Raw genomic sequence first — 19,674 nt, 5'->3', positions numbered from 1 at the left:
GTGCGGCAGAAGGTCAGCTTCGCGACGGGAGCGTGAACCAGACCGCCTTGCCCCCGCCGGTGAGGCGGTGCCCGCACGCCGAGCTCAGCGCGCGGATCAGCAGCAGCCCCCGGCCGTGCTCCTGCCAGGCGTCGGGGGCCTGGCCGGGTCCGGGCCGGGGCCAATCGCCCGGCGGGGCGGGGTCGCCGTCATGGACCTCCACCTGACAGCCCGTCGGCAGGAGTTCCACCACCAGCTCGATGGGGGTCTCGCCAGTGGTGTGCTCCACCGCGTTGGCGACGAGCTCCGCCGTGAGCAGCTCGGCCGTGTCACTGTCCGCCGACACCTCGATGTCCGTCAGCGCCGTACGGATCAGGGCGCGGGCGATCGGCACGGCGGCCGCGGTGTGCGGCAGCGCGATGCGCCACGAGGCGGGGACGGGCAGGCCGGAGAGTTCGAGCAAGGCGGGCGGTCCATTCGAGGTTCGACGTCGTGCTTTCAACCTTATGAAGCGCAAGACGCCGAACAAGGGGCTGGGGCCCGCCCTGGATAGGACCTGTGCCACAACTGGGACGGGACCCTTGCATGGCTACAATCGACGTATCGCGCAGTCGTGACGGGAGTCACGTAAGGGTGATAGCTTCGAGTGGCAGGCAGCAGCCAGCCCGCTGAAGGAGGCCACACTCCATGAGCCCCTTTTCCAGCTCCGCGCAGCGCACCGAAAAGTGGCGCCATCTGCGGCTCACGACGGACGACGGGGTCGCGACCGTCACCCTCGCCCGTCCCGAGAAGCTCAACGCCCTCACCTTCGGCGCCTACGCCGACCTGCGTGATCTGCTGGCCGAGCTGGCGCGGGAGCGGTCCGTACGAGCGCTGGTGCTGGGCGGGGAAGGGCGCGGGTTCTGCTCCGGCGGTGACGTCGACGAGATCATCGGCGCCACGCTCGCCATGGACACCGCCCAGCTCCTCGACTTCAACCGGATGACCGGGCAGGTCGTACGGGCGCTGCGCGAATGCCCCTTCCCGGTGATCGCGGCGGTGCACGGCGTCGCGGCGGGGGCCGGCGCGGTGCTGGCGCTGGCCGCGGACTTCCGTATCGCGGACCCGTCGGCCCGTTTCGCGTTCCTCTTCACCAAGGTGGGGCTCTCGGGCGGCGACATGGGCGCGGCGTATCTGCTGCCGAGGGTGGTCGGCCTCGGCCACGCCACCCGGCTGCTGATGCTCGGCGAACCGGTCCGCGCGCCCGAGGCCGAACGGATCGGCCTGATCAGCGAGTTGACGGACGAGGGCCGGTCGGACGAGCGGGCCGCGGAGCTGGCCCGCCACCTCGCACAGGGCCCGGCCCTGGCGTACGCGCAGACCAAGGCGCTGCTCACGGCCGAACTCGACATGCCGCTCGCCGCGTCGGTCGAACTCGACGCGGCGACGCAGGCGCTGCTGATGAACGGCGAGGACTACGCGGAGTTCCACGCCGCTTTCACGGAGAAGCGTCCGCCGAAGTGGCGAGGGCGCTGACGATGCCACGCCGCGCACCCCGGGGCTCCGCCCCGGCCCCCGAGCGGGTGCTCCGCCCCCGGCCCCCCGCGCCTCAATCGCCGGCGGGGCTTGAGTCGCCCGGGCGGGCTTCACAATGGCGGCCGGGGTCTGGGACGGAGCCCCAGTCCGGGATGGGGGTACCCCACCTGGCTTCGCCGGAGGCACCCCCACCCAGGCGAAGCTCTGGGGGAGGGCGGGGTGGAGCGAACCCCCCCGCGCCGCAGTCGGCCCGGACCTCCGGCTCCCCGGCCGAGCCGAGGGTCCGGGTCCCCCAGCCCGGCCGGCCGACGGCCACCGCGCCCGAGGCACGCCGACGCGCCCTCCGCGTGGCCGTCATCGGCGGTGGGCCCGGTGGGCTGTATGCCGCCGCGCTGCTCAAGCGGCTCGGCCCCGAACGCGACATCACCGTCTGGGAGCGCAACGCCCCCGACGACACCTTCGGCTTCGGCGTCGTCCTCTCCGACGAGACTCTCGGCGGGATCGAGCACGCCGACCCCGTCATCTACCGCGCGCTCCAGGACGAGTTCGTACGGTGGGACGACATCGACATCGTCCACCGCGACCGCACCCTCACCTCCGGCGGGCACGGCTTCGCCGCCCTCGGGCGACGTCGCCTGCTGGAGATACTGCACGGGCGCTGCGAATCCCTCGGCGTGCGCCTCCGCTTCCGCACCCCAGCCCCGCCCGCCGCCGAACTCGCCGCCGCGTACGACCTGGTCATCGCGGCGGACGGGGTGCACAGCCTCACCCGCGAGGCGCACGCCGACACATTCGCGCCGCACGTCACCACCCACCGCTGCCGCTACATCTGGCTCGCCGCCGACTTCGCCTTCGACGCCTTCCGCTTCGAGATCGCCGAGACCGAGCACGGTGTCGTGCAGCTGCACGGCTATCCGTACGCCCCCGATGCCAGCACCGTCATCGTCGAGATGCGCGAAGAAGTATGGCGGGCCGCCGGCTTCGACACGGCCGACGAGCAGGAGTCCACCGACCTCTGCGCCAAGATCTTCGCGGAAGCCCCTCGGCGGCCGCGGCCTCCGCTCCAACAGCTCCTCCTGGATCGCCTTCCGCACCGTCGTCAACGACCGCTGGTCCCACGGCAATACAGTGCTTCTCGGCGACGCCGCCCACACCGCCCACTTCTCCATCGGCTCCGGGACCAAGCTCGCCGTCGAAGACGCCCTCGCGCTCGCCGCCTGCGTCGAGGAACAGCCCGACCTGCCCGCCGCACTCGCCGCGTACGAAACCGAGCGCCGCCCGGTCGTCGAGTCCACGCAGCGCGCGGCGGCCGCCAGCCTCCGCTGGTTCGAGGAGCTCGCCGGCTACCTCGACCAGCCGCCGCGGCAGTTCGCCTTCAACCTCCTCACCCGCAGCCGCCGCGTCACCCACGACAATCTGCGGCTGCGCGACCCGGCGTTCACCGACGCCGTCGAGCGCGACTTCGGCTGCCCGCCCGGCACACCGCCGATGTTCACCCCCTTCAGCCTGCGCGGACTGACCCTCCGCAACCGGGTTGTCGTCTCACCCATGGACATGTACTCCGCCGTGGACGGCGTCCCCGGCGACTTCCACCTCGTACACCTCGGCGCACGGGCACTCGGCGGAGCCGGCCTGGTGATGACCGAGATGGTCTGTGTGAGCGCCGCGGGCCGCATCACCCCCGGTTGCACCGGCCTCTACACCCCCGAACAGGGCGCCGCCTGGCGGCGCGTCACCGACTTCGTGCACCACCACTCGCCCGGCACGGCGATCGGCGTCCAGCTCGGTCACTCCGGCCGCAAGGGCTCCACCAAGCTGATGTGGGAAGGCATCGACCAGCCGCTGGACGAGGAGAACTGGCCCCTCGCGGCCGCCTCACCGCTCCCGTACCGCCCCGGCGTCAACCAGGTCCCGCACGCCCTGGACCGCGCCGGACTCACCGGCATCCGCGAGCAGTTCGCCGCCGCGACCCGGCGCGCCGCCCACTGCGGGTTCGACCTGCTCGAACTCCACTGCGCCCACGGCTACCTCCTCTCCGGCTTCCTCTCCCCGCTCACCAACCGGCGGACGGACGCCTATGGCGGCTCCCTGGAAAACCGACTCCGCTTCCCCCTCGAGGTCTTCGACGCGATGCGCGCCGTCTGGCCCGACGATCGGCCCATGACCGTCCGTATCTCCGCCACCGACTGGGCACGCGGCGGCACCACAGCCGAGGACGCGGTCGAGATCGCCCGCGCCTTCGCCGCCCATGGCGCGGACGCGATCGACGTCTCGACGGGGCAGGTAGTCCCCGACGAGCAGCCGGAGTACGGCCGCTCGTACCAGACCCCGTACGCCGACCGGATCCGCAACGCCCTCGGCATCCCCGTCATCGCGGTCGGCGCGATCTCCTCCTGGGACGACGTCAACTCGCTCCTGCTGGCGGGTCGCGCAGACCTCTGCGCCCTGGCCAGGCCGCATCTGTACGACCCTCACTGGACCCTGCACGCGGCAGCGGACCAGGACTACGCGGGAGCGGCGGCGCTGTGGCCCGATCCTTACCGGGCGGGCAGCCGCAAACCCCCGACCGGCCGCACCGACGCCCCGAAACCGCGGCTCACTCTGAGCTGAGCTGTACGAACTCCGCGCCCGCGTCCCGCAGCAGCGCGTGCAGCCGCGCGAAGACCTCCGCCGACCGCCCGCCGGGCCAGCCCTGCGGCAGCAGCTCGGCCGGCAGCCCCGGATCGATGTACGGCAGCTGCCGCCAGGAGTCCAGCGCCGGCAGATAGTCGCGGTAGGCGTCCCGCGCCGACACCTCACCGCGCGCTTCCCACGCCCGTAGCACCGGCTCGTGCAGATCCAGGAACTCCTCGTGCTGCTTGGCGATCGCGCCCAGATCCCACCAGCGCGCCACCGCCTCCGCCGTCGCCGCGAAGCCGAGGTGCTCGCCGCGGAACAGTTCGACGTACGGGTCGAGCTGGAGGCGGCGCAGCGTGTGCCGGGTCTCCTCGTACAGCCACGCGGGGGCGATCCAAACCCCGGGCGCCGCCGACCCGAAGCCCAGCCGCCCCAGCCGCGAACGCAGCAGATGGCGCTTGTGGCGCTCGGCCTCGGGCACCGAGAAGACGGCGAGCACCCAGCCGTCGGACAGCAGCGGGGCGTGCCGGGCGTAGATCCGCCGGTCGCCGTCGTCGAGCAGCTGACGGGCGGCGGGCGACAGTGCGTAGCCGGCCGCACCGTCCGGCGTGCGTTCGGGGACGAGCAGGCCGCGGCGTTTGAGCCGGGAGACCGAGGAGCGCACGGACGGCGCATCTACGCCGAGAACGGCCAGCAGACGAATGAGCTCGGCCACGGGGAGGGGCCCCTGCCGTTCGCGTCCGTAGGCGCCGTAGAGGGTGACGATCAGGGAACGGGGAGTGTGCTGCTCGGCCACGTGATCACTCTAGGGCCCGCAGGCGGAAGCGCTGCAGCTTGCCGGTGGGGGTGCGCGGAAGCGCATCGAGGAAGACGATCTCGCGCGGGCATTTGTACGGTGTCAGGCGCCGCTTCACCGAGTCGGTGAGCGCGGCGGCGGTGTCCTCGCCGGCCGGGACCCCCGCGCGCAGCACGACGTACGCCACCACGATATGTCCTCGCAGCTCATCGGGGCGGCCGACAACCGCGGCCTCCGCCACATCCGGGTGGTGCAGCAGCGCGTCCTCCACCTCGGGCCCCGCGACGTTGTAGCCGGCCGAAATAATCATGTCGTCGGCGCGGGCGACGTAACGGAAGTAGCCGTCGGGTTCACGCACATACGTGTCACCGGTGAGATTCCAGCCGTCGTGCACATAATCCAGCTGCCGGGGGTCGGTCAGATAGCGGCAGCCCACCGGGCCGCGCACGGCCAGCAGGCCCGGCTCCCCGTCCGCAACCGGCCGGCCGGAACGGTTCACCACCCGCGCCTGCCAGCCGGGAACGGGAATCCCGGTGGTTCCCGGTCTGATCGCCCCGTCCGCCGCCGAGATGAAGATGTGCAGCAGCTCGGTCGCGCCGATGCCGTTGATGATGCGCAGCCCGGTCCGTTCCTGCCAGGCCTGCCAGGTGGCGGCGGGCAGATTCTCACCGGCCGACACGCACCGCCGCAGCGAGGCGGTGTCGTGCCCGTCGAGGCCGGCCAGCATCACGCGGTACGCGGTGGGCGCGGTGAACAGGACCGACACCCGGTGTGCGGCGATCGCGGGCAACAGCTGCGTCGGGCCCGCCTGTTCGAGCAACAGCGCGGACGCGCCCGCCCGCATCGGGAAGATGACCAGACCGCCGAGCCCGAAGGTGAAGCCCAGCGGCGGGCTGCCCGCGAAGACGTCGTCGGGCTGTGGCCGCAGCACCTGCGCGGAGAAGGTGTCCGCGACGGCCAGCACATCCCGGTGGAAGTGCATGCACCCCTTGGGGCGGCCGGTCGTGCCCGAGGTGAAGGCGATCAGCGCGACATCGTCGGCCGCGGTCGCCACCGCCTCGTACGGCTCACCGGTCCCGGCGGCGGCCAGCCGCAGCAGATCGTCGGGGGAGTCGCCGCCGTAGCCCGTGATGCGCAGCCCCGGCACCTCGGCCTTCGCCAGGTCGTCGAGCGAGCGGATGTCGCACAGGGCGTGGCGGACGGCGGCGATCTCGCACACCGTGGCCAGCTCCTTGGCGCGCTGCTGGGCGAGGACGGTGACCGCCACCGCGCCGGCCTTCATCACCGCCAGCCAGCAGGCCGCGAGCCAGGGCGTGGTGGGGCCGCGCAGCAGGACGCGGTTTCCGGGGACGACTCCCAGGCTGGCAGTGAGGGCATGGGCAATCCGGTCGACCTGGTCGCGCAGCTCTGCGTACGTCCAGATCTCGCCGCCCCCGGTACGGAAGACGGGGCGGTTGGCGCCGAAGCGGTCGATCGTACGGTCCAGCAGCTCGGCCCCGCAGTTGAGCCTCTGCGGATAGCGCAGAGAGGGCAGCTCGAAGAGGAGTTCCGGCCACTGCCCGGCGGGCGGGAGATGGTCGCGCGCAAAGGTGTCGCGGTGGGCCGAGGGTGACAGCTCCATGGTTCGCCCCCTTCTCGTGGTGGGGTCGCCAAACGAGCGTATCGTGAAGGTGACGACAGTCAACGGTCCGCGATAGATGCGTCAGAAGTGGGGGCACGAATGCCCGTATTCTCGCTCGATCCGGTACAGACCGCCTGGTGTGCGCAGTTGCGTACGCTCGCCGCCGAGAAGCTGCGACCGCTCGCGGAGAAAGCGGGGCCGGGCCGGGTCAACCGCCCCTTGGTGGCCGCACTCGGTGAACTGGGGCTGCTTGAGCGGCTGTTCGGAGCGGCGGGCTCTCCAGCAGGAGCAGGAGCAGGAGCAGGAGCAGGAGCAGGAGCGGGGGCGGGGGCCGCGGCCGGGGCGGGAGCGGGAGCCGGAACCGGAGCCGGAGCCGGGGCGGGAGCGGGAGCAAGAGCGCTCGAGCTGTGCCTGCTGCGCGAGTCCCTCGCCTACGGATGCACGGAGGCTGAGACCGCCCTCGCCCTCCAGGGGCTGGGCAGCTACCCCATCGTCCAGGCGGGCACGGCCGCGCAGCGGGAACGCTGGCTCCCCGAGGTGATCGCGGGCCGCGCCGTCGCCGCCTTCGCGCTCAGCGAGCCTGACGCCGGCTCGGACGCGGCCGCTCTCGCTCTCAAAGCCGTTCCGGATCAAGGGGGTTGGCGACTGAGCGGGGAGAAGCGCTGGATCTCCAACGCCCCCGAGGCCGACTTCTACACCGTCTTCGCCCGTACGACACAGGGCGCGGGCGCCCGGGGCGTGACCGCCTTCCTCGTCCCCGCCGACCGGCCGGGCCTTGCCGGAACCGCGCTGGAGATGCTCTCGCCGCACCCCATCGGAGCGCTGACCTTCACCGATGTTCCGGTGACCAGGGACGATGTGCTCGGTGACGAGGACCGGGGCTTCCGTGTCGCGATGAACGCGCTGAACCTCTTCCGCCCCAGCGTCGGCGCTTTCGCCGTCGGGATGGCCCAGGCGGCCCTGGATGCGACGCTGGGCCACACCGCCCGGCGCAGTGCCTTCGGCGGTCCCCTCGGGGACCTTCAGTCCGTTGCCCATCAGGTCGCGGAGATGGCCACCCGCATCGAAGCCGCACGGCTTCTCGTCTACGCGGCGGCCGCGGCGTACGACGAAGGCGCCGCCGATGTACCGAAACGGTCCGCGATGGCGAAGCTGCTCGCCACGGAGACCGCGCAGTATGTCGTGGACGCCGCCGTCCAGCTGCACGGGGCACGCGCGCTCCAGCGCGGGCATCTGCTGGAGCATCTGTACCGTGAGGTCCGTGCGCCCCGGATCTACGAGGGCGCCACCGAGGTCCAGCGCACGATCATCGCCAAGGAGCTGTACAGGGAGCCGTACGCATGAGCCTGCACCGCCACAATCCGGCCGAGCTCTCGCCGCCCACCGGCTTCTCCCACGCCGTCACCGCCACCGGCACACGGATCGTGTTCCTGGCCGGGCAGACCGCCCTGGACAACGAGGGCAAGATCGTCGGCGAGACGTTGCCCGAGCAGTTCGAGACCGCGCTGGCCAATCTCCTCACCGCCCTCGCGGCCGCCGGCGGCGCCCCGCAGGACCTGGCCCGTGTCACCGTCTACGCCACCGATGTGGCCGACTACCGCGCGCACGCGCCCGAACTGGGCAGGATCTGGCGGCGGTTGGCGGGCCGCGACTATCCCGCGATGGCGGTGATCGGGGTGGTCCGCCTCTGGGACGGCGTAGCGCTGGTGGAGCTGGAGGGCTTGGCCGTGCTCCCCTGACGGGCATAACATCGTTATGCCCGTACCGGTGCGAGGGGAGACGCCATGCCGGAGATCGAGCTCGGTGCAGGGACGATCGCCTACGAGGACAGCGGAGGCCCGGGCCCGGTCGTGGTCCTGTTGCACGGGCTGGTCCACGACGCGACGGTCTGGCGCAAGGTCGCCGCCGACCTGGGGCGGGACCACCGCTGTATCGCCCCGACCCTGCCGTACGGCTCGCACCGCACCCCCATGCGCCCGGACGTCCCGCTCACCCCGACTCTGTCAACGAGCTGATCGCGGAGTTCCTGGACCGGCTGGACCTGCGCGACGTGACCCTCGTCGAGAACGACTGCGGGCGCGCCCAGACCGTCGCAGGACGCCATCCCGATCGGCTCGCCCGGCTCGTGCTCATCTCCTGCGAAGCCTTCGACAACTACCCCCCGGGCGCACCCGGCAAGATGATCTCCCTCGTCTGCAAGGTGCCGGGCGGCATCGCGCTGATGGCCCGGATCCTGGCGCTGAAGCCGCTGCGCCGACTGCCCATCGGACTCGGCGCGCTCACCAAGCGCCCCGTACCGCCCGAGATCGCCGACGGCTGGCTGCGGCCCCTGCTCACCGACAAGGCCATCAGGGCGGACTTCAAGCGCTACAACGCGGGCGTACGCAAGACCGAACTCCTGGAGGCGGTCGAAGGACTGCGGAACTTCGACCGGCCCGCGCTGGTCATCTGGGCGGCCCAGGACCGGATGATGCCGCGCGAACACGGCAGGCGGCTGGCCGAACTGCTGCCGCAGGGGCGGCTGTTGGAGATCGAGGACAGCTGCACGCTCATCGCCGAGGACCAGCCGGAGACCCTGTCCACGGCCCTGCGCACCTTCATTGTGGAGCCGGCTGTCGGCGGGTCTTGATCGACTGGTCACGGCCCCGCGCCGGGCTTACGGTCGACTAGTAGACGGAATCGTCTACTGACCCTCGTAAGAGGGACGCGATCCGCCATGACGCCCCCGCAGCCGACCCCCACCTCCAAGAGCACCGCCCCGAAGAAGAAGGGCGGCAGCGGCGATGGGATCGCGCTTCTCGTCATCGCCTCCTGTCAGTTGATGGTGGTTCTCGACATCACCATCGTGAACATCGCTCTCCCGCACATCCAGAGCTCGCTGAACTTCTCCACCACGAGCCTGTCCTGGGTGGTCAGTGCCTATACGCTCACGTTCGGCGGTCTGTTGCTCCTCGGCGGCCGCGCCGGGGACATCCTCGGCCGCCGCCGGGTCTTCGTCTTCGGAGTTCTGCTGTTCGCGCTCGCCTCCCTGCTCGGCGGGCTGTCCCAGAACTCCGGCCAGCTCCTGGCCGCGCGCGCCCTCCAGGGCGTCGGCGGCGCCATTGCGTCACCGACCGCGCTCGCGCTGATCACCACGACGTTCACCGAAGGCCCGGCCCGCAACCGGGCGTTCGGCGTCTTCGCCGCGGTCTCCGCGGGCGGCGGCGCGATCGGTCTGCTGGCGGGCGGCGTCCTCGTCGAATGGCTCGACTGGCGCTGGGTGTTCTTCGTCAATGTGCCGATCGCCCTGCTCATCGTTCTGGCGACCCCCCGCCACATCAAGGAGTCCGAGCGCCACCCCGGCCACTTCGACCTGGCCGGCGCGCTGACCTCCACGCTCGGCATGGTCTCACTGGTCTACGGCTTCATCCGGGCCGCACAGGAAGGCTGGCGCGACAGGTTCACACTCGCGTCGTTCGCGGCCGCTGTGCTGCTTCTGACCACCTTCATCCTGGTCGAACGCCGCTCGAAACAGCCGATCACCCCGCTGCACATGTTCGCCGACCGTAACCGCGCGGGCACGTACGGAATCATGCTCAGCCTCGCCGCCGCGATCTTCGGCATGTTCTTCTTCCTCACGCTCTTCGTACAGAACGTGCTTGACTTCAGCCCGCTGAGAGCCGGACTCGCCTTCCTTCCCGTGAGCGCGGTCATTGCGGTGGGCGCGGGTATCGCCTCCCAACTCCTGCCCAAATACGGCCCGAAGCCCTTCATGGTGACAGGCGCGATCCTGGCCGCGACGGGCCTGTCCTGGCTGACCCAGACCGACATCCACTCCACGTATCCGGGCAGCATCCTGGGCCCGATGCTGATCTTCGGTCTCGGCATGGGCATGAACTTCGTCTCGCTGACGCTGATGGCCGTCTCCGGAGTGCCCAAGCACGAGTCGGGTGCCGCATCCGGCATGCTCAACACCACCCAGCAGGTGGGCGGCTCGCTCGGCCTGTCCATCCTGGTCACGGTGTTCGGCACGGCCAGCCGCAACGAGACCCAGGAGCAGATCCCGCGCTTCATGGCCCAGGCCGGTCCGAGGGAGCGGCTGTTCTTCGAACGCACCGGTCAACTCCCGCCGCCCTGGGGCGACGAAGTGCTCACCTCGGGGGTCTCCGCCGCCTTCATCGTGGCCGCCATCTTCGCGGTGATCGCCGCGGTGATCGCCCTTCTGGCCATCCAGGTCCGTCCCGCAGACCTGGAACGCCTCCAGGGAGGCATCAGCCCTGGGCCCTGAGGCTCGCCCCGGCCCCGCCTCGCCGCAATCCGGTCTGCGACCTGGCTGAAGTGCGCCAATGCGGGTAGACGTGAGGCGCATGGGACTGGGGAGAAGGGCCAGGACCCGGAGGAGGCGATCATGTGAGTGCCGACTCCCTCGGTGGGTACCAGAGCGCCCACTCGCAGGCTGATTCCGTGGGCCTGGCTGTCCTCGACACCGATACGAGGTACGTCTTCGCGGACGCCGCCTACTGCCAGATCGTGGGGGAGGAGCACGAAGGGCTGGCAGGCAGCCCCGTCAGCTGGGGAGCCCGGCCGAGAGTCGGCTCCACGCTGCTGCTGACCAGGGTTCTCACCGACGGGGTGTCCCGCACGCATGTGACCGCACTCAGCCGCTGCACATGGCACCGTCTGACGATCCACGGAGAAGTCGTCGGGCTCCTGGGAGTCATCCTCGAGACCGCGCCCGCGTCGGCCGGCGAGTTGCAGGCAGCTCTGTCCTACCTCTCGCTGGCGGAGACCGGCGAAGGCATCGGGACGACTCTCGACGCGGAGACCACGTGCCTGGAGGTGGTCAGCTACCTCAGTCCCGGTCTTGCCGACGCGGCGGCGGTCGACCTGCTTCCCACTTCGCCCCTCACTACCGGTGACCTGGGCAATGAGGAGCCGCGCGGGGTGTACCGCGCTGCCGTGTCGGGCCGGGAAGAGCTGCTCGCTCATTCCTCCGCGGACGCCGTCCCGGTCTCGGTCCGTGCGATGCGGGCCGGCCGCCCGGTCCTCGACGAGCGAAGACTGGCCATGCCGCTCATCGGCGACGGCCGAGCCATCGGCGCCGTGCTGGTCGCCCGCACCCACGGCAGGTTCACTCGGGACGACGTACGGAGCGTCCAGGCGGTGTCCGCGCGGGCAGCCACCGCCATCGAACACGCCCGCCTGTACGAGCAGGCCGAGCGGACCGCGTTCAAGCTGCAGCGAGCCCTGCTGACCGACCCCGGCCTCCCGCATCCCAACCTCAAGGTCGCCACCCGGTACCTGCCCTCGGGATCCGGCAGCCTCGTGGGCGGGGACTGGTTCGAGACCGTGCGCCTGCACTTCGGCCGGACGCTGCTCGTGATGGGCGATGTGATGGGCCACGGCGTGGAAGCCGCCGTCGACATGAACAGCTACCGCTCCACGCTGCGCGAGGTCGCGGCCAACGACCTGCCACCGCACCGGGTGCTGCGGCAGCTGGACAACGCCATTTCCGAGGCCGTCACCCGGCGGCCCGCCACCTGTCTGCTCGTACGCGTCGACCCGGCGCGCGGCATGGGCTCCTTCTCCAGCGCAGGCCATCTGCCGCCCGCCGTATTCAGCCGGGAAGGCGCCGCGGAGCTGATAGGCGTGCCCGTCGGACCACCTCTCGGCACCGGCCTGGGCGGATACGAAATCATCTCGCGCAGCCTCCAACCCGGTGACACCCTGCTGCTGTTCACCGACGGCCTGGTCGAACGTCGCGGAGAGGACATCGACGCCTCGCTCGCCCGCCTCGCGGACGTACACGCCGCCCCCGACAGCAGCCTCGACGAACTGCTCGACGTCGTGCTCGACGAACTCGACGCCGCCCACGCGGAGGACGACGTGGCGGTCATGGCCGCCCGCATCCGCCGCAGGCCGGTGGTGGAGCACCACTGACGGCGGCCCTCGGCCGCGGCCTTGATTGCGTCTTGCATGGGCCACCACATCAGCTTGAAGTCCACTTCGCTCGATGGTCTGCCGGTCCGGCGTCACGGTGATCTCGAGACTCTCGGCTTCGACAGGCAACGGTACGAAGACCGCAACACGGTGGAGTGAGCCACCGGAAAGCTGAAGCAGTTCCGAGCCGTAGCGACGCGGTACGACGAGCGCGGACATGTCTATCTCGGCACCGTGCCGCTGCCGCCCTCCTCAGCCGGCTCCGCTCGTGACTCTCACGAGCGCAATTGCACCCGCTGATCCGCTGTCAGTGGCGGACCAGGCAGAACGGATGCCCTGCCGGGCCGGCATAGATACGCCAGCTCCGCCCGGCGGAACCCTCGTCCAGTACCGTCGCTCCCCGCGCCAGGACCTGCTCTTGGGCACGGTCCAGGTCCGCAACACCGAAGTCCAGATGGAACTGCTGCGGCCGGGCGGGGTCCGGCCACTGTGGCGGCAGAAAGTCCGATGCCCGCTGGAAGGCGAGGACGAGACCGGACGGAGTGTGCAGGGTCGCCCAGTCGTCGCCCAGTGCCCACCGTTGGTCCTGCTCGTTGGCGGTCCCACCGACCAGCAACTGGTAGAAGTCGGCAAGTTCCGCCGGATCGGGGCAGTCCAGCACCACACACTGCAGGTCAGCGATCATGGACAGATCCTGAGCGGCCGTCATAGCGGCCCCGGTAGCTGCATACCCAAGATCGAAGGGACAGGTGCCTGGTTGAGGTCGTTCAGCGAGCTCTTGACGCCGCAGCAGGGAGTCTCGGCGTCGAGGTTGGCGAAGCCGTTCTGGTAGCAGTCGTGGACGCGTGCGAGGACCCACCCGCCTTGTCGGGCTGCCAGTGCGGAGCGGGCGGGATCACGGTGAGGCAGTTGTCACTCAACGTTGACCCGTTCGGCATCGTAGACATCGGCCGCCACAACGATCACGGCATTCCAGGTCACGACGTACTTGACGTTGAGGTGGCCGGACCAGGCCGAGCGTGTGACATCGTCGTTCGTGTACGCGAGGTGAGTGCCGGGGCCATTGGGTTCCTCGGCGATCTCGCTGACGAGACGCATCAGCGACTGACGGTCGTCGGCTGGGAGGTAATCGCGGAATCTTCCCGCCTGCTCAGTGAACTCGGCGTGACGCTTCATTGTGGGCTGAAGTGTACGTATCCGGTTGCCACGCTCCGGTCGCCGGCCTTCCGGTCCCGCGGGATGCTGGCGGTGCCCTCGCGCGCCTGGAACCCGGAGACGCGGGTGCGGACATTGCGCGCGCTGAAGAGGTGTCCGTCGTAGTCGTGGAACTCGCAGTCGACCGTGAACCAGGCGGCCGCCGGACAGTAGTTGGGATCGTGCAGGCGGCGGTCGCATTGGAGTGGCAGCCTTCGCCCTGTGTGCGCCGGTACTGCCGGGCAGGACAGCCGCGGCATCGCACACACCCTTCCGGAGAAGGCTGCCACGGCGGCCGCGGGCCAAGGTGAGGTCTCGAATGTCCTGTCTCACATGTCTCGATTGAATCATTGAAAGGTGCCGGCGCCGGTGCCGGTCACGCTGCCGTGGGACGATCCCCGTCCTGCTGACACGCCTGTGGAAGCCAAGCACCGGCGGCCGAGGACGTACAGCCTTGGCGACGGGGCGTGAGCGTGTCCTCTCCCTGGCCCCGGTGGATCGGCCACTCGGGTCCCGGGTTCAGGCTCCGGAAGTACGCGCACTTCCTGCCTCGCGCAGGCGGGCGCGGCAGCGCCGCCATCGACGCGGTCTTCGCGTAGCCCCGGCCGGGGGGCAGCAACTCCGTTCCGGCGTAAAGTCCAGAGAAGTCCCACGGGTGCCGCCGCACCCCTCCTGACCCGCGTCCTTGCTGGTCAGACAGAGTGCGGCGGCATCCGCGTTTCAGATGTCCCGGAAGATCTCGATCTGCGCGCCCACCGAGTTCAGCCGCTCCGCCAGCTCCTCGTAACCCCGGTTGATGACATACACATTGCGCAGTACGGACGTGCCCTCCGCCGCCATCATCGCCAGCAGCACCACCACCGCGGGCCGCAGCGCCGGCGGGCACATCATCTCCGCCGCGCGCCAGCGGGTCGGGCCCTCCACCAGGACTCGGTGCGGGTCCAGGAGTTGGAGGCGGCCGCCCAGCCGGTTCAGGTCCGTCAGATAGATCGCGCGGTTGTCGTAGACCCAGTCGTGGATCAGCGTCTTGCCCTGGGCGACCGCCGCGATGGCCGCGAAGAACGGGACGTTGTCGATGTTCAGGCCGGGGAACGGCATCGGGTGGATCTTGTCGATCGGCGCCTCCAGCTTGGAGGGCCGCACGGTCAGATCGATCAGCCGGGTACGCCCGTTGTCGGCGTGGTACTCCGGCGTACGGTCGTGGTCCAGGCCCATCTCCTCCAGCACCGCGAGCTCGATCTCCAGGAACTCGATCGGCACCCGGCGGATGGTGAGTTGGGATTCGGTGACCACCGCCGCGGCCAGCAGGCTCATCGCCTCGACCGGGTCCTCGGAGGGGGAGTAGTCGACGTCCACGTCGATGGTCGGCACACCGTGCACGGTCAGCGTCGTCGTCCCGACGCCCTCGACCTTGACGCCCAGCGCCTCCAGGAAGAAACACAGGTCCTGGACCATGTAGTTGGAGGAGGCGTTACGGATGACGGTCACCCCGTCGTGCCGGGCGGCGGCGAGCAGCGCGTTCTCGGTCACCGTGTCGCCGCGCTCGGTCAGCACGATGGGGCGTTCGGGCGTGGTCGTGCGCTCGACCTTCGCGTGGTAGAGCCCCTCGGTCGCGGTGATGTCGAGGCCGAAGCGGCGCAGCGCGATCATGTGCGGCTCGATGGTCCGCGTGCCGAGGTCGCAGCCGCCCGCGTACGGCAGCCGGAAGGTGTCCATCCGGTGCAGCAGCGGCCCGAGGAACATGATGATCGACCGGGTCCGGCGGGCCGCCTCCGCGTCGATCGCGTCCATGTCGAGCTGCGCGGGCGGCACGATCTCGAGGTCGACGCCCTCGTTGATCCAGCGGGTGCGCACCCCGATGGAGTTCAGCACCTCCAGCAGCCGGAAGACCTCTTCGATGCGGGCCACCCGGCGCAGTACCGTACGGCCCTTGTTCAGCAGCGAACCGCAGAGCAGCGCGACACACGCGTTCTTACTGGTCTTGACGTCGATGGCACCGGACAGCCGACGGCCGCCGACCACCCGAAGGTGCATGGGCCCGGCGTAGCCGAGCGAGACGATCTCACTGTCGAGCGCCTCACCGATACGCGCGATCATCTCAAGGCTGATGTTCTGGTTGCCGCGCTCGATGCGGTTCACGGCGCTCTGGCTGGTGCCGAGCGCCTCGGCAAGCTGCGTCTGTGTCCAGCCCCGATGCTGACGGGCGTCACGGATGAGCTTGCCGATGCGTACGAGGTAATCGTCTGCCATGGCCGCAGGCTATCTCAGATATGAGATGTGATCGCGCGGGGATAGGCCATCGGGGTGACAGGCTGTGGGCAATCGGGTGTTCGCGGCTCGTAAAGCGGTAGTTCGGCCCCGCTCGGCATCCATGCAGCGGCGACCGGGTGAGTGTCCCATCTCCGTAATGGTGGCCTGGGGGCAGTCGCTGACCTGCGGCTGGACAGGTGTGGTGAGACTGCGCTTCGGACGTCGTCTCACCAGGGTGGCCACTTGAAGCAGGGCTGGAAAATCTCGCCCGATGTGGCCAGGCCTGCGGTTCAGTGCTTGATCTCGAACTCTCCTGTCCCGGCTGCTGGAAGAGTCGATCTCTTTGGCACGTCGGGTACGTCACGATGCTCGTGCTGAAGCCATGAACGCTGTTGTCTCTGATCTGCGACGTTGGGATGATCGCGAGATGAGCCGACGAACGGACCCTGTTGCCCAATGGGGGCGATGCCTGTTTGAGCAGCAGAAGGGCCCGGTGAGATGGGCGGCGGACGTTCTCGATGCGGCTTCGGCGATCCTGGGCAAGACGCCTGAGATCGAAGCTGCCCTGGTACTGGCAGGTGACAGGGATCAGTGGATGCACGGACGCGCGGTGTTCGAACTGATCCGCGGACGCGGTTTGGACAAGGACAAGCCGCTCACAGCACGAGAGCATCTACTTTTCCGGCTCGCGGAGCTGGTCGGCAAACTAGCCCATAACACTGCAGGTCCGCCTCCGTTTTTCGACTATCACGCAGGTTGGCAGGTGGGGTCCATCGCCCACCGTCTCGCTATCGACGTGCAGGACCCAGTCTTGTGTGACCGGCTCGTCGCTGCACTGGGCGGTTGGCCGAGGATCAGTCCTGCGACCGCATGATCTCTTGGATGGCGTCCCGCCACGTGGTGTAGGGGATCAGCCTTCGGTGGGGCTGGGTAGGGCGGCGTGTCGGTGGTGAGGCGGCTGGCATAGACCGTGGCCATGCTCTCCTCAGAGAGATAGCGGCGGGGGAAGGCGATCCATTCGTCGTGGAGTTCGGCCAGGACGGCGGTGGCCAGTCGGAGGACCGCGTCGGGGTTGGGGAAGACCCGCACGACTTCGGTGCGGCGCTTGATCTCGCGGTTCAGCCGTTCCAGGGGATTGGTGGACTGGGCGGCCGGGGCCTGAGGACCGTCGCAGCTCCTGAGGCTGTCGAATAATCCCGTGCCGTGCCACCGGTGGACGGGCAGACTCGCCCCATGGCGGACATGAGGGCGTTCCAGGATGCGGTCACCAGCTGGGCGACGGGCGGTCCCGACGGGCCGGCGCGCGATCTGGCGGAAAGCCTGGGGGTGCGGACCGCGGTGCTCCTGGAAGGGCTGAGCGATCTCGCGGCCGTCGAGGCGCTGGCCGCCCGGCGTGGCCGGGACCTGGCCGCCGAGGGAGTGTTTGTCGTGCCGATGGGCGGGGCGATGAGCGTCGGCTGCTATGCCGGCCTTCTCGGGCCGCCCGGCCTCGGTCTGCGCCTGACAGGACTGTGCGACGAGGGCGAACAGGGCTTCTACGAGCGCGGCCTGACGCGGGCACAGGCACCGCTCCAGGACATCTACGTATGCACCGCGGATCTGGAGGATGAACTCATCCGCGCGCTCGGCATGGCAGGAGTCGAGGAGATCCTCCGCGCCGAGGGCGACTTCCGCGCCTGGCAGACCTTCCAGCGCCAGCCCGCACAGCACGGCCGGCCCCGGCACCAGCAGGTGCGGCGCTTCCTCGGCACGAAGAAGGGCCGCAAGATCCGCTATGGCCGTCTCCTTGTCGAGGCCCTCGCACCGGACCGGACACCGCCCCCGCTCGACGGCCTCCTCGCGAGCCTGTGAGGTCGTGGACGGACTGCCGTTTCGAGCGTGCTCGACAGCGGACGAGCGCGGGGCTTAATCAGTTGACCGGGTGGCACCGGCTGGGCAGGCTCCAGCACGACCCGCCTGCCCCTACCGGGAGACCTACGGATGACTTCTCATCTACACGCGCTCTGCTTCGATGCGCACGACCCGCTCCGTCTCGCGCGCTTCTGGGCGGACTTTCTCTGCTGGGAGACGTCCAAGGACTCCTCCGACGGCATCACGCTGCTGCCCAGCGATGAGACCGGGTTCCGGCTCCGCTTCCTCCCGACCCAGGAGCTGAAGACAGGCCAGAACCACATGCACTTCGATCTGACGAGCACGTCCCTCGACGACCAGAAGCAGGTGGTGGAGAGGGCGCTCGAACTCGGTGCCCGGCACATCGACATCGGTCAACTCCCGGAGGAGGGGCATGTGGTGCTCGCCGACCCCGAGGGCAATGAGTTCTGTGTCATCGAGCCGGGCAACAGCTTCCTCGCCGAGTGCGGATTCATCGGAGCGCTGGCGGGCGATGGCTCGCAGGAGGCCGGGTACTTCTGGAGCCGAGCGCTGGGCTGGCCGTTGGTCTGGGACCGGGACCAGGAGACCGCGATCCGCTCACCGCACGGCGGTCCGAAGGTCACGTGGGGTGGTCCACCCCTGATGCCGAAGACGGGGAAGGAACGGCTGCACTTCGACCTCGCTCCACCGACCGGCAGTGACCAGCAGGCGGAGGTCGACCGGCTCGTCTCCCTCGGGGCAACGCGCATCGACATCGGCCAGGGGGACGTCGACTGGGTGGTGATGGCCGACCCCGACGGTCACGAGTTCTGTGTGCTGACCCCCCGATAAGCCCCGGGGTCGGGTGGGTGCATGAAGACAGGGCCTCCGATGCAGCACGAGGGTTGTGTGCAGCCGGTCCTCGAAGCGCACCTGGTCACCGATCCGCAGCCCCACCGGCCGTGACCCGCTCATCGCGTACCGCCCTCAGGTAGCCGCACGATCGTCTCGGCACCGAGCAGAGCCGACTCCAGATCCGCGACCAGCAGCTGCCGCCAGAGCAGATGGAACAGCACCGGAAGAACCGCCAGCCGGGAACCGGCCGCCCGGCCGCATCAACTCCCGCGAACAGCGGCCGGGGGGAGGCGAACACGTCCCAGAGTCGGCCGGCGATCTCGGGCTGCAAGCTCCGCGGGTGCCGGTAGCCCGCTAGCCACCGAAGGTTCGACTCCCGCACGGGGGGACTCCCGATCCGCTCGAAGCTCCAACCCGCCACGGCGCAGGCCTCCGCCATGGCTGCGAACGCCTCGGCATCCCGGGCCTGAATCCGGTCATCGGCCTGGACATCGACCAGACCAGCCGAACCGTCAGCACGGCGTACGAAATAGTCCGGGGCGTGCCGCCGCGAGCGTTCTCCGGCAGACCAGTGCAGCCAGAACGGCTGTGAGGCGATGCCCGCCACATCCGGGTCGAAGTCGAGCCCGATCAGCACCGCCCGTTTCAGCCATGATTCGTAGCCCACGTGCGTGGCCGTCGTCGCGGTCCACCACCAACCCGTGAAGTTCTTCTGACCTCGGTAGACCGGGAACTCCCGGACGGGCGGGAGTCCTCGAACGGGACATGCCAGCACTGTCTCAGCGCTGAGCGGACCACCCGGCCCAGACCGTCGACGTACTCCACATCGAACGGATCGGCCCCGCCATCCGGGACCACCGAAACCGCCGGATCCGCCATGTCCACCCCTGGCACCGCAACGTACGGACACTCGCGAACCTACGACGGACACTGGAGCCACTGGCCATGTGCACGAGGCTTTCCCCGAACGTGGCCAGACTTGGTGAGACCTGGCCAGGTACACGGAGACAGCACAGCGAGGTCGGGGCATGACCCAGCAGCGGTCATGTACTAGAGTTATCTCGACATCGAGATATCT

At 69.7% G+C, this 19,674-nt stretch carries 17 protein-coding genes and 3 pseudogenes; 11 read left to right on the top strand and 9 right to left on the bottom strand.

Going from position 1 to position 19,674, the window contains the following annotated elements:
- Nucleotides 1–13 precede the first annotated feature (13 nt).
- A complete protein-coding gene (locus tag QFZ67_RS08915; protein ID WP_307660561.1) occupies nucleotides 14–442 on the bottom strand; it encodes an ATP-binding protein in 429 nt (142 codons plus the stop codon).
- A 224-nt stretch (nucleotides 443–666) separates the two neighbouring features.
- Here QFZ67_RS08915 and QFZ67_RS08910 point away from each other — a divergent pair, with 224 nt between their 5' ends.
- Both QFZ67_RS08910 and QFZ67_RS08905 read left to right on the top strand, forming a co-directional pair.
- A complete protein-coding gene (locus QFZ67_RS08910; protein ID WP_307660560.1) occupies nucleotides 667–1,494 on the top strand; it encodes an enoyl-CoA hydratase family protein in 828 nt (275 codons plus the stop codon).
- A 152-nt stretch (nucleotides 1,495–1,646) separates the two neighbouring features.
- Nucleotides 1,647–4,104 (top strand): annotated as a pseudogene (locus tag QFZ67_RS08905) (bifunctional salicylyl-CoA 5-hydroxylase/oxidoreductase).
- Here QFZ67_RS08905 and QFZ67_RS08900 read toward each other — a convergent pair.
- Both QFZ67_RS08900 and QFZ67_RS08895 read right to left on the bottom strand, forming a co-directional pair.
- Nucleotides 4,091–4,906, bottom strand: a complete 816-nt coding sequence (locus QFZ67_RS08900; RefSeq protein ID WP_307660559.1) for a PaaX family transcriptional regulator C-terminal domain-containing protein — start codon at nucleotides 4,904–4,906, stop codon at nucleotides 4,091–4,093. The pseudogene QFZ67_RS08905 and the gene QFZ67_RS08900 sit on opposite strands and share 14 nt — an antisense overlap.
- Before the next feature lie 4 nt (nucleotides 4,907–4,910).
- A complete protein-coding gene (locus tag QFZ67_RS08895) occupies nucleotides 4,911–6,527 on the bottom strand; it encodes an AMP-binding protein (protein WP_307660558.1) in 1,617 nt (538 codons plus the stop codon).
- Between the two features lie 99 nt (nucleotides 6,528–6,626).
- Here QFZ67_RS08895 and QFZ67_RS08890 point away from each other — a divergent pair, with 99 nt between their 5' ends.
- The 6 genes from QFZ67_RS08890 (at nucleotide 6,627) to QFZ67_RS08865 (ending at nucleotide 12,446) form a co-directional block, all read left to right on the top strand.
- Nucleotides 6,627–7,871, top strand: coding sequence for an acyl-CoA dehydrogenase family protein (locus tag QFZ67_RS08890; RefSeq protein WP_307660557.1), 1,245 nt, complete (start codon nucleotides 6,627–6,629; stop codon nucleotides 7,869–7,871).
- Nucleotides 7,868–8,266 (top strand): RidA family protein, encoded by a 399-nt coding sequence (locus tag QFZ67_RS08885; RefSeq protein ID WP_307660556.1) that lies wholly within the window; start codon nucleotides 7,868–7,870, stop codon nucleotides 8,264–8,266. Before QFZ67_RS08890 ends, QFZ67_RS08885 begins: the two co-directional genes overlap by 4 nt.
- A gap of 45 nt (nucleotides 8,267–8,311) precedes the next feature.
- A complete protein-coding gene (locus QFZ67_RS08880) occupies nucleotides 8,312–8,542 on the top strand; it encodes an alpha/beta fold hydrolase (RefSeq protein ID WP_307660555.1) in 231 nt (76 codons plus the stop codon).
- Between the two features lie 35 nt (nucleotides 8,543–8,577).
- Nucleotides 8,578–9,156: an alpha/beta fold hydrolase gene (locus QFZ67_RS08875; RefSeq protein ID WP_307660554.1), complete on the top strand. Its 579-nt coding sequence runs from the start codon at nucleotides 8,578–8,580 to the stop codon at nucleotides 9,154–9,156.
- 87 nt (nucleotides 9,157–9,243) lie between these two features.
- A complete protein-coding gene (locus tag QFZ67_RS08870) occupies nucleotides 9,244–10,794 on the top strand; it encodes an MFS transporter (protein WP_307660553.1) in 1,551 nt (516 codons plus the stop codon).
- A 122-nt stretch (nucleotides 10,795–10,916) separates the two neighbouring features.
- Nucleotides 10,917–12,446: a PP2C family protein-serine/threonine phosphatase gene (locus QFZ67_RS08865; protein ID WP_307660552.1), complete on the top strand. Its 1,530-nt coding sequence runs from the start codon at nucleotides 10,917–10,919 to the stop codon at nucleotides 12,444–12,446.
- Between the two features lie 307 nt (nucleotides 12,447–12,753).
- On the opposite strand, the gene QFZ67_RS08855 is transcribed toward QFZ67_RS08865, so the two are convergent.
- The 4 genes from QFZ67_RS08855 to QFZ67_RS08840 form a co-directional block, all read right to left on the bottom strand.
- Entirely contained in the window at nucleotides 12,754–13,131 is a 378-nt protein-coding gene (locus QFZ67_RS08855; RefSeq protein WP_307660551.1) for a VOC family protein, read from the bottom strand.
- A 227-nt stretch (nucleotides 13,132–13,358) separates the two neighbouring features.
- Nucleotides 13,359–13,622: a hypothetical protein gene (locus QFZ67_RS08850; protein WP_307660550.1), complete on the bottom strand. Its 264-nt coding sequence runs from the start codon at nucleotides 13,620–13,622 to the stop codon at nucleotides 13,359–13,361.
- On the bottom strand, nucleotides 13,619–13,900 hold the full coding sequence (locus tag QFZ67_RS08845) for a hypothetical protein (RefSeq protein WP_307660549.1): 282 nt from the start codon (nucleotides 13,898–13,900) through the stop codon (nucleotides 13,619–13,621). Before QFZ67_RS08845 ends, QFZ67_RS08850 begins: the two co-directional genes overlap by 4 nt.
- A 460-nt stretch (nucleotides 13,901–14,360) precedes the next feature.
- On the bottom strand, nucleotides 14,361–15,890 hold the full coding sequence (locus tag QFZ67_RS08840; RefSeq protein WP_307660548.1) for a UDP-N-acetylglucosamine 1-carboxyvinyltransferase: 1,530 nt from the start codon (nucleotides 15,888–15,890) through the stop codon (nucleotides 14,361–14,363).
- Nucleotides 15,891–16,272: 382 nt separating this feature from the next.
- On the opposite strand from QFZ67_RS08840, the gene QFZ67_RS08835 reads away from it, so the two are divergent.
- Nucleotides 16,273–16,764 (top strand): hypothetical protein, encoded by a 492-nt coding sequence (locus QFZ67_RS08835; protein ID WP_307660547.1) that lies wholly within the window; start codon nucleotides 16,273–16,275, stop codon nucleotides 16,762–16,764.
- A 101-nt stretch (nucleotides 16,765–16,865) separates the two neighbouring features.
- Here the strand turns inward: QFZ67_RS08835 and QFZ67_RS08830 are convergent.
- A pseudogene (locus QFZ67_RS08830) lies at nucleotides 16,866–17,033 on the bottom strand (transposase); the annotation flags it as partial.
- A gap of 90 nt (nucleotides 17,034–17,123) precedes the next feature.
- Here QFZ67_RS08830 and QFZ67_RS08825 point away from each other — a divergent pair.
- Both QFZ67_RS08825 and QFZ67_RS08820 read left to right on the top strand, forming a co-directional pair.
- Complete coding sequence (locus QFZ67_RS08825; protein WP_307660546.1) at nucleotides 17,124–17,741, top strand: TOPRIM nucleotidyl transferase/hydrolase domain-containing protein; 618 nt, start codon at nucleotides 17,124–17,126, stop codon at nucleotides 17,739–17,741.
- A gap of 129 nt (nucleotides 17,742–17,870) precedes the next feature.
- Entirely contained in the window at nucleotides 17,871–18,593 is a 723-nt protein-coding gene (locus QFZ67_RS08820; RefSeq protein WP_307660545.1) for a VOC family protein, read from the top strand.
- A 304-nt stretch (nucleotides 18,594–18,897) separates the two neighbouring features.
- Here the strand turns inward: QFZ67_RS08820 and QFZ67_RS08815 are convergent.
- Nucleotides 18,898–19,626 (bottom strand): annotated as a pseudogene (locus QFZ67_RS08815) (TnsA-like heteromeric transposase endonuclease subunit); the annotation flags it as partial.
- Between the last annotated feature and the right edge of the window lie 48 nt (nucleotides 19,627–19,674).

The organism is Streptomyces sp. V1I1, from assembly GCF_030817355.1.
In the GTDB taxonomy this organism is placed as follows: domain Bacteria; phylum Actinomycetota; class Actinomycetes; order Streptomycetales; family Streptomycetaceae; genus Streptomyces.
This window is presented reverse-complemented; position numbering and strand designations above follow the sequence as displayed.

What these genes read in the sequence shown, in the direction of transcription:
- QFZ67_RS08910 (WP_307660560.1), top strand. Translation starts at nt 667, where the DNA reads ATGAGCCCCTTTTCCAGCTCCGCGCAGCGCACCGAAAAGTGGCGCCAT.
- QFZ67_RS08895 (WP_307660558.1), bottom strand. Translation starts at nt 6,527, where the DNA reads ATGGAGCTGTCACCCTCGGCCCACCGCGACACCTTTGCGCGCGACCAT.
- QFZ67_RS08890 (WP_307660557.1), top strand. Translation starts at nt 6,627, where the DNA reads ATGCCCGTATTCTCGCTCGATCCGGTACAGACCGCCTGGTGTGCGCAG.
- QFZ67_RS08885 (WP_307660556.1), top strand. Translation starts at nt 7,868, where the DNA reads ATGAGCCTGCACCGCCACAATCCGGCCGAGCTCTCGCCGCCCACCGGC.
- QFZ67_RS08880 (WP_307660555.1), top strand. Translation starts at nt 8,312, where the DNA reads ATGCCGGAGATCGAGCTCGGTGCAGGGACGATCGCCTACGAGGACAGC.
- QFZ67_RS08870 (WP_307660553.1), top strand. Translation starts at nt 9,244, where the DNA reads ATGACGCCCCCGCAGCCGACCCCCACCTCCAAGAGCACCGCCCCGAAG.
- QFZ67_RS08855 (WP_307660551.1), bottom strand. Translation starts at nt 13,131, where the DNA reads ATGATCGCTGACCTGCAGTGTGTGGTGCTGGACTGCCCCGATCCGGCG.
- QFZ67_RS08850 (WP_307660550.1), bottom strand. Translation starts at nt 13,622, where the DNA reads ATGAAGCGTCACGCCGAGTTCACTGAGCAGGCGGGAAGATTCCGCGAT.
- QFZ67_RS08845 (WP_307660549.1), bottom strand. Translation starts at nt 13,900, where the DNA reads ATGCCGCGGCTGTCCTGCCCGGCAGTACCGGCGCACACAGGGCGAAGG.
- QFZ67_RS08840 (WP_307660548.1), bottom strand. Translation starts at nt 15,890, where the DNA reads ATGGCAGACGATTACCTCGTACGCATCGGCAAGCTCATCCGTGACGCC.
- QFZ67_RS08835 (WP_307660547.1), top strand. Translation starts at nt 16,273, where the DNA reads ATGAACGCTGTTGTCTCTGATCTGCGACGTTGGGATGATCGCGAGATG.
- QFZ67_RS08825 (WP_307660546.1), top strand. Translation starts at nt 17,124, where the DNA reads ATGGCGGACATGAGGGCGTTCCAGGATGCGGTCACCAGCTGGGCGACG.
- QFZ67_RS08820 (WP_307660545.1), top strand. Translation starts at nt 17,871, where the DNA reads ATGACTTCTCATCTACACGCGCTCTGCTTCGATGCGCACGACCCGCTC.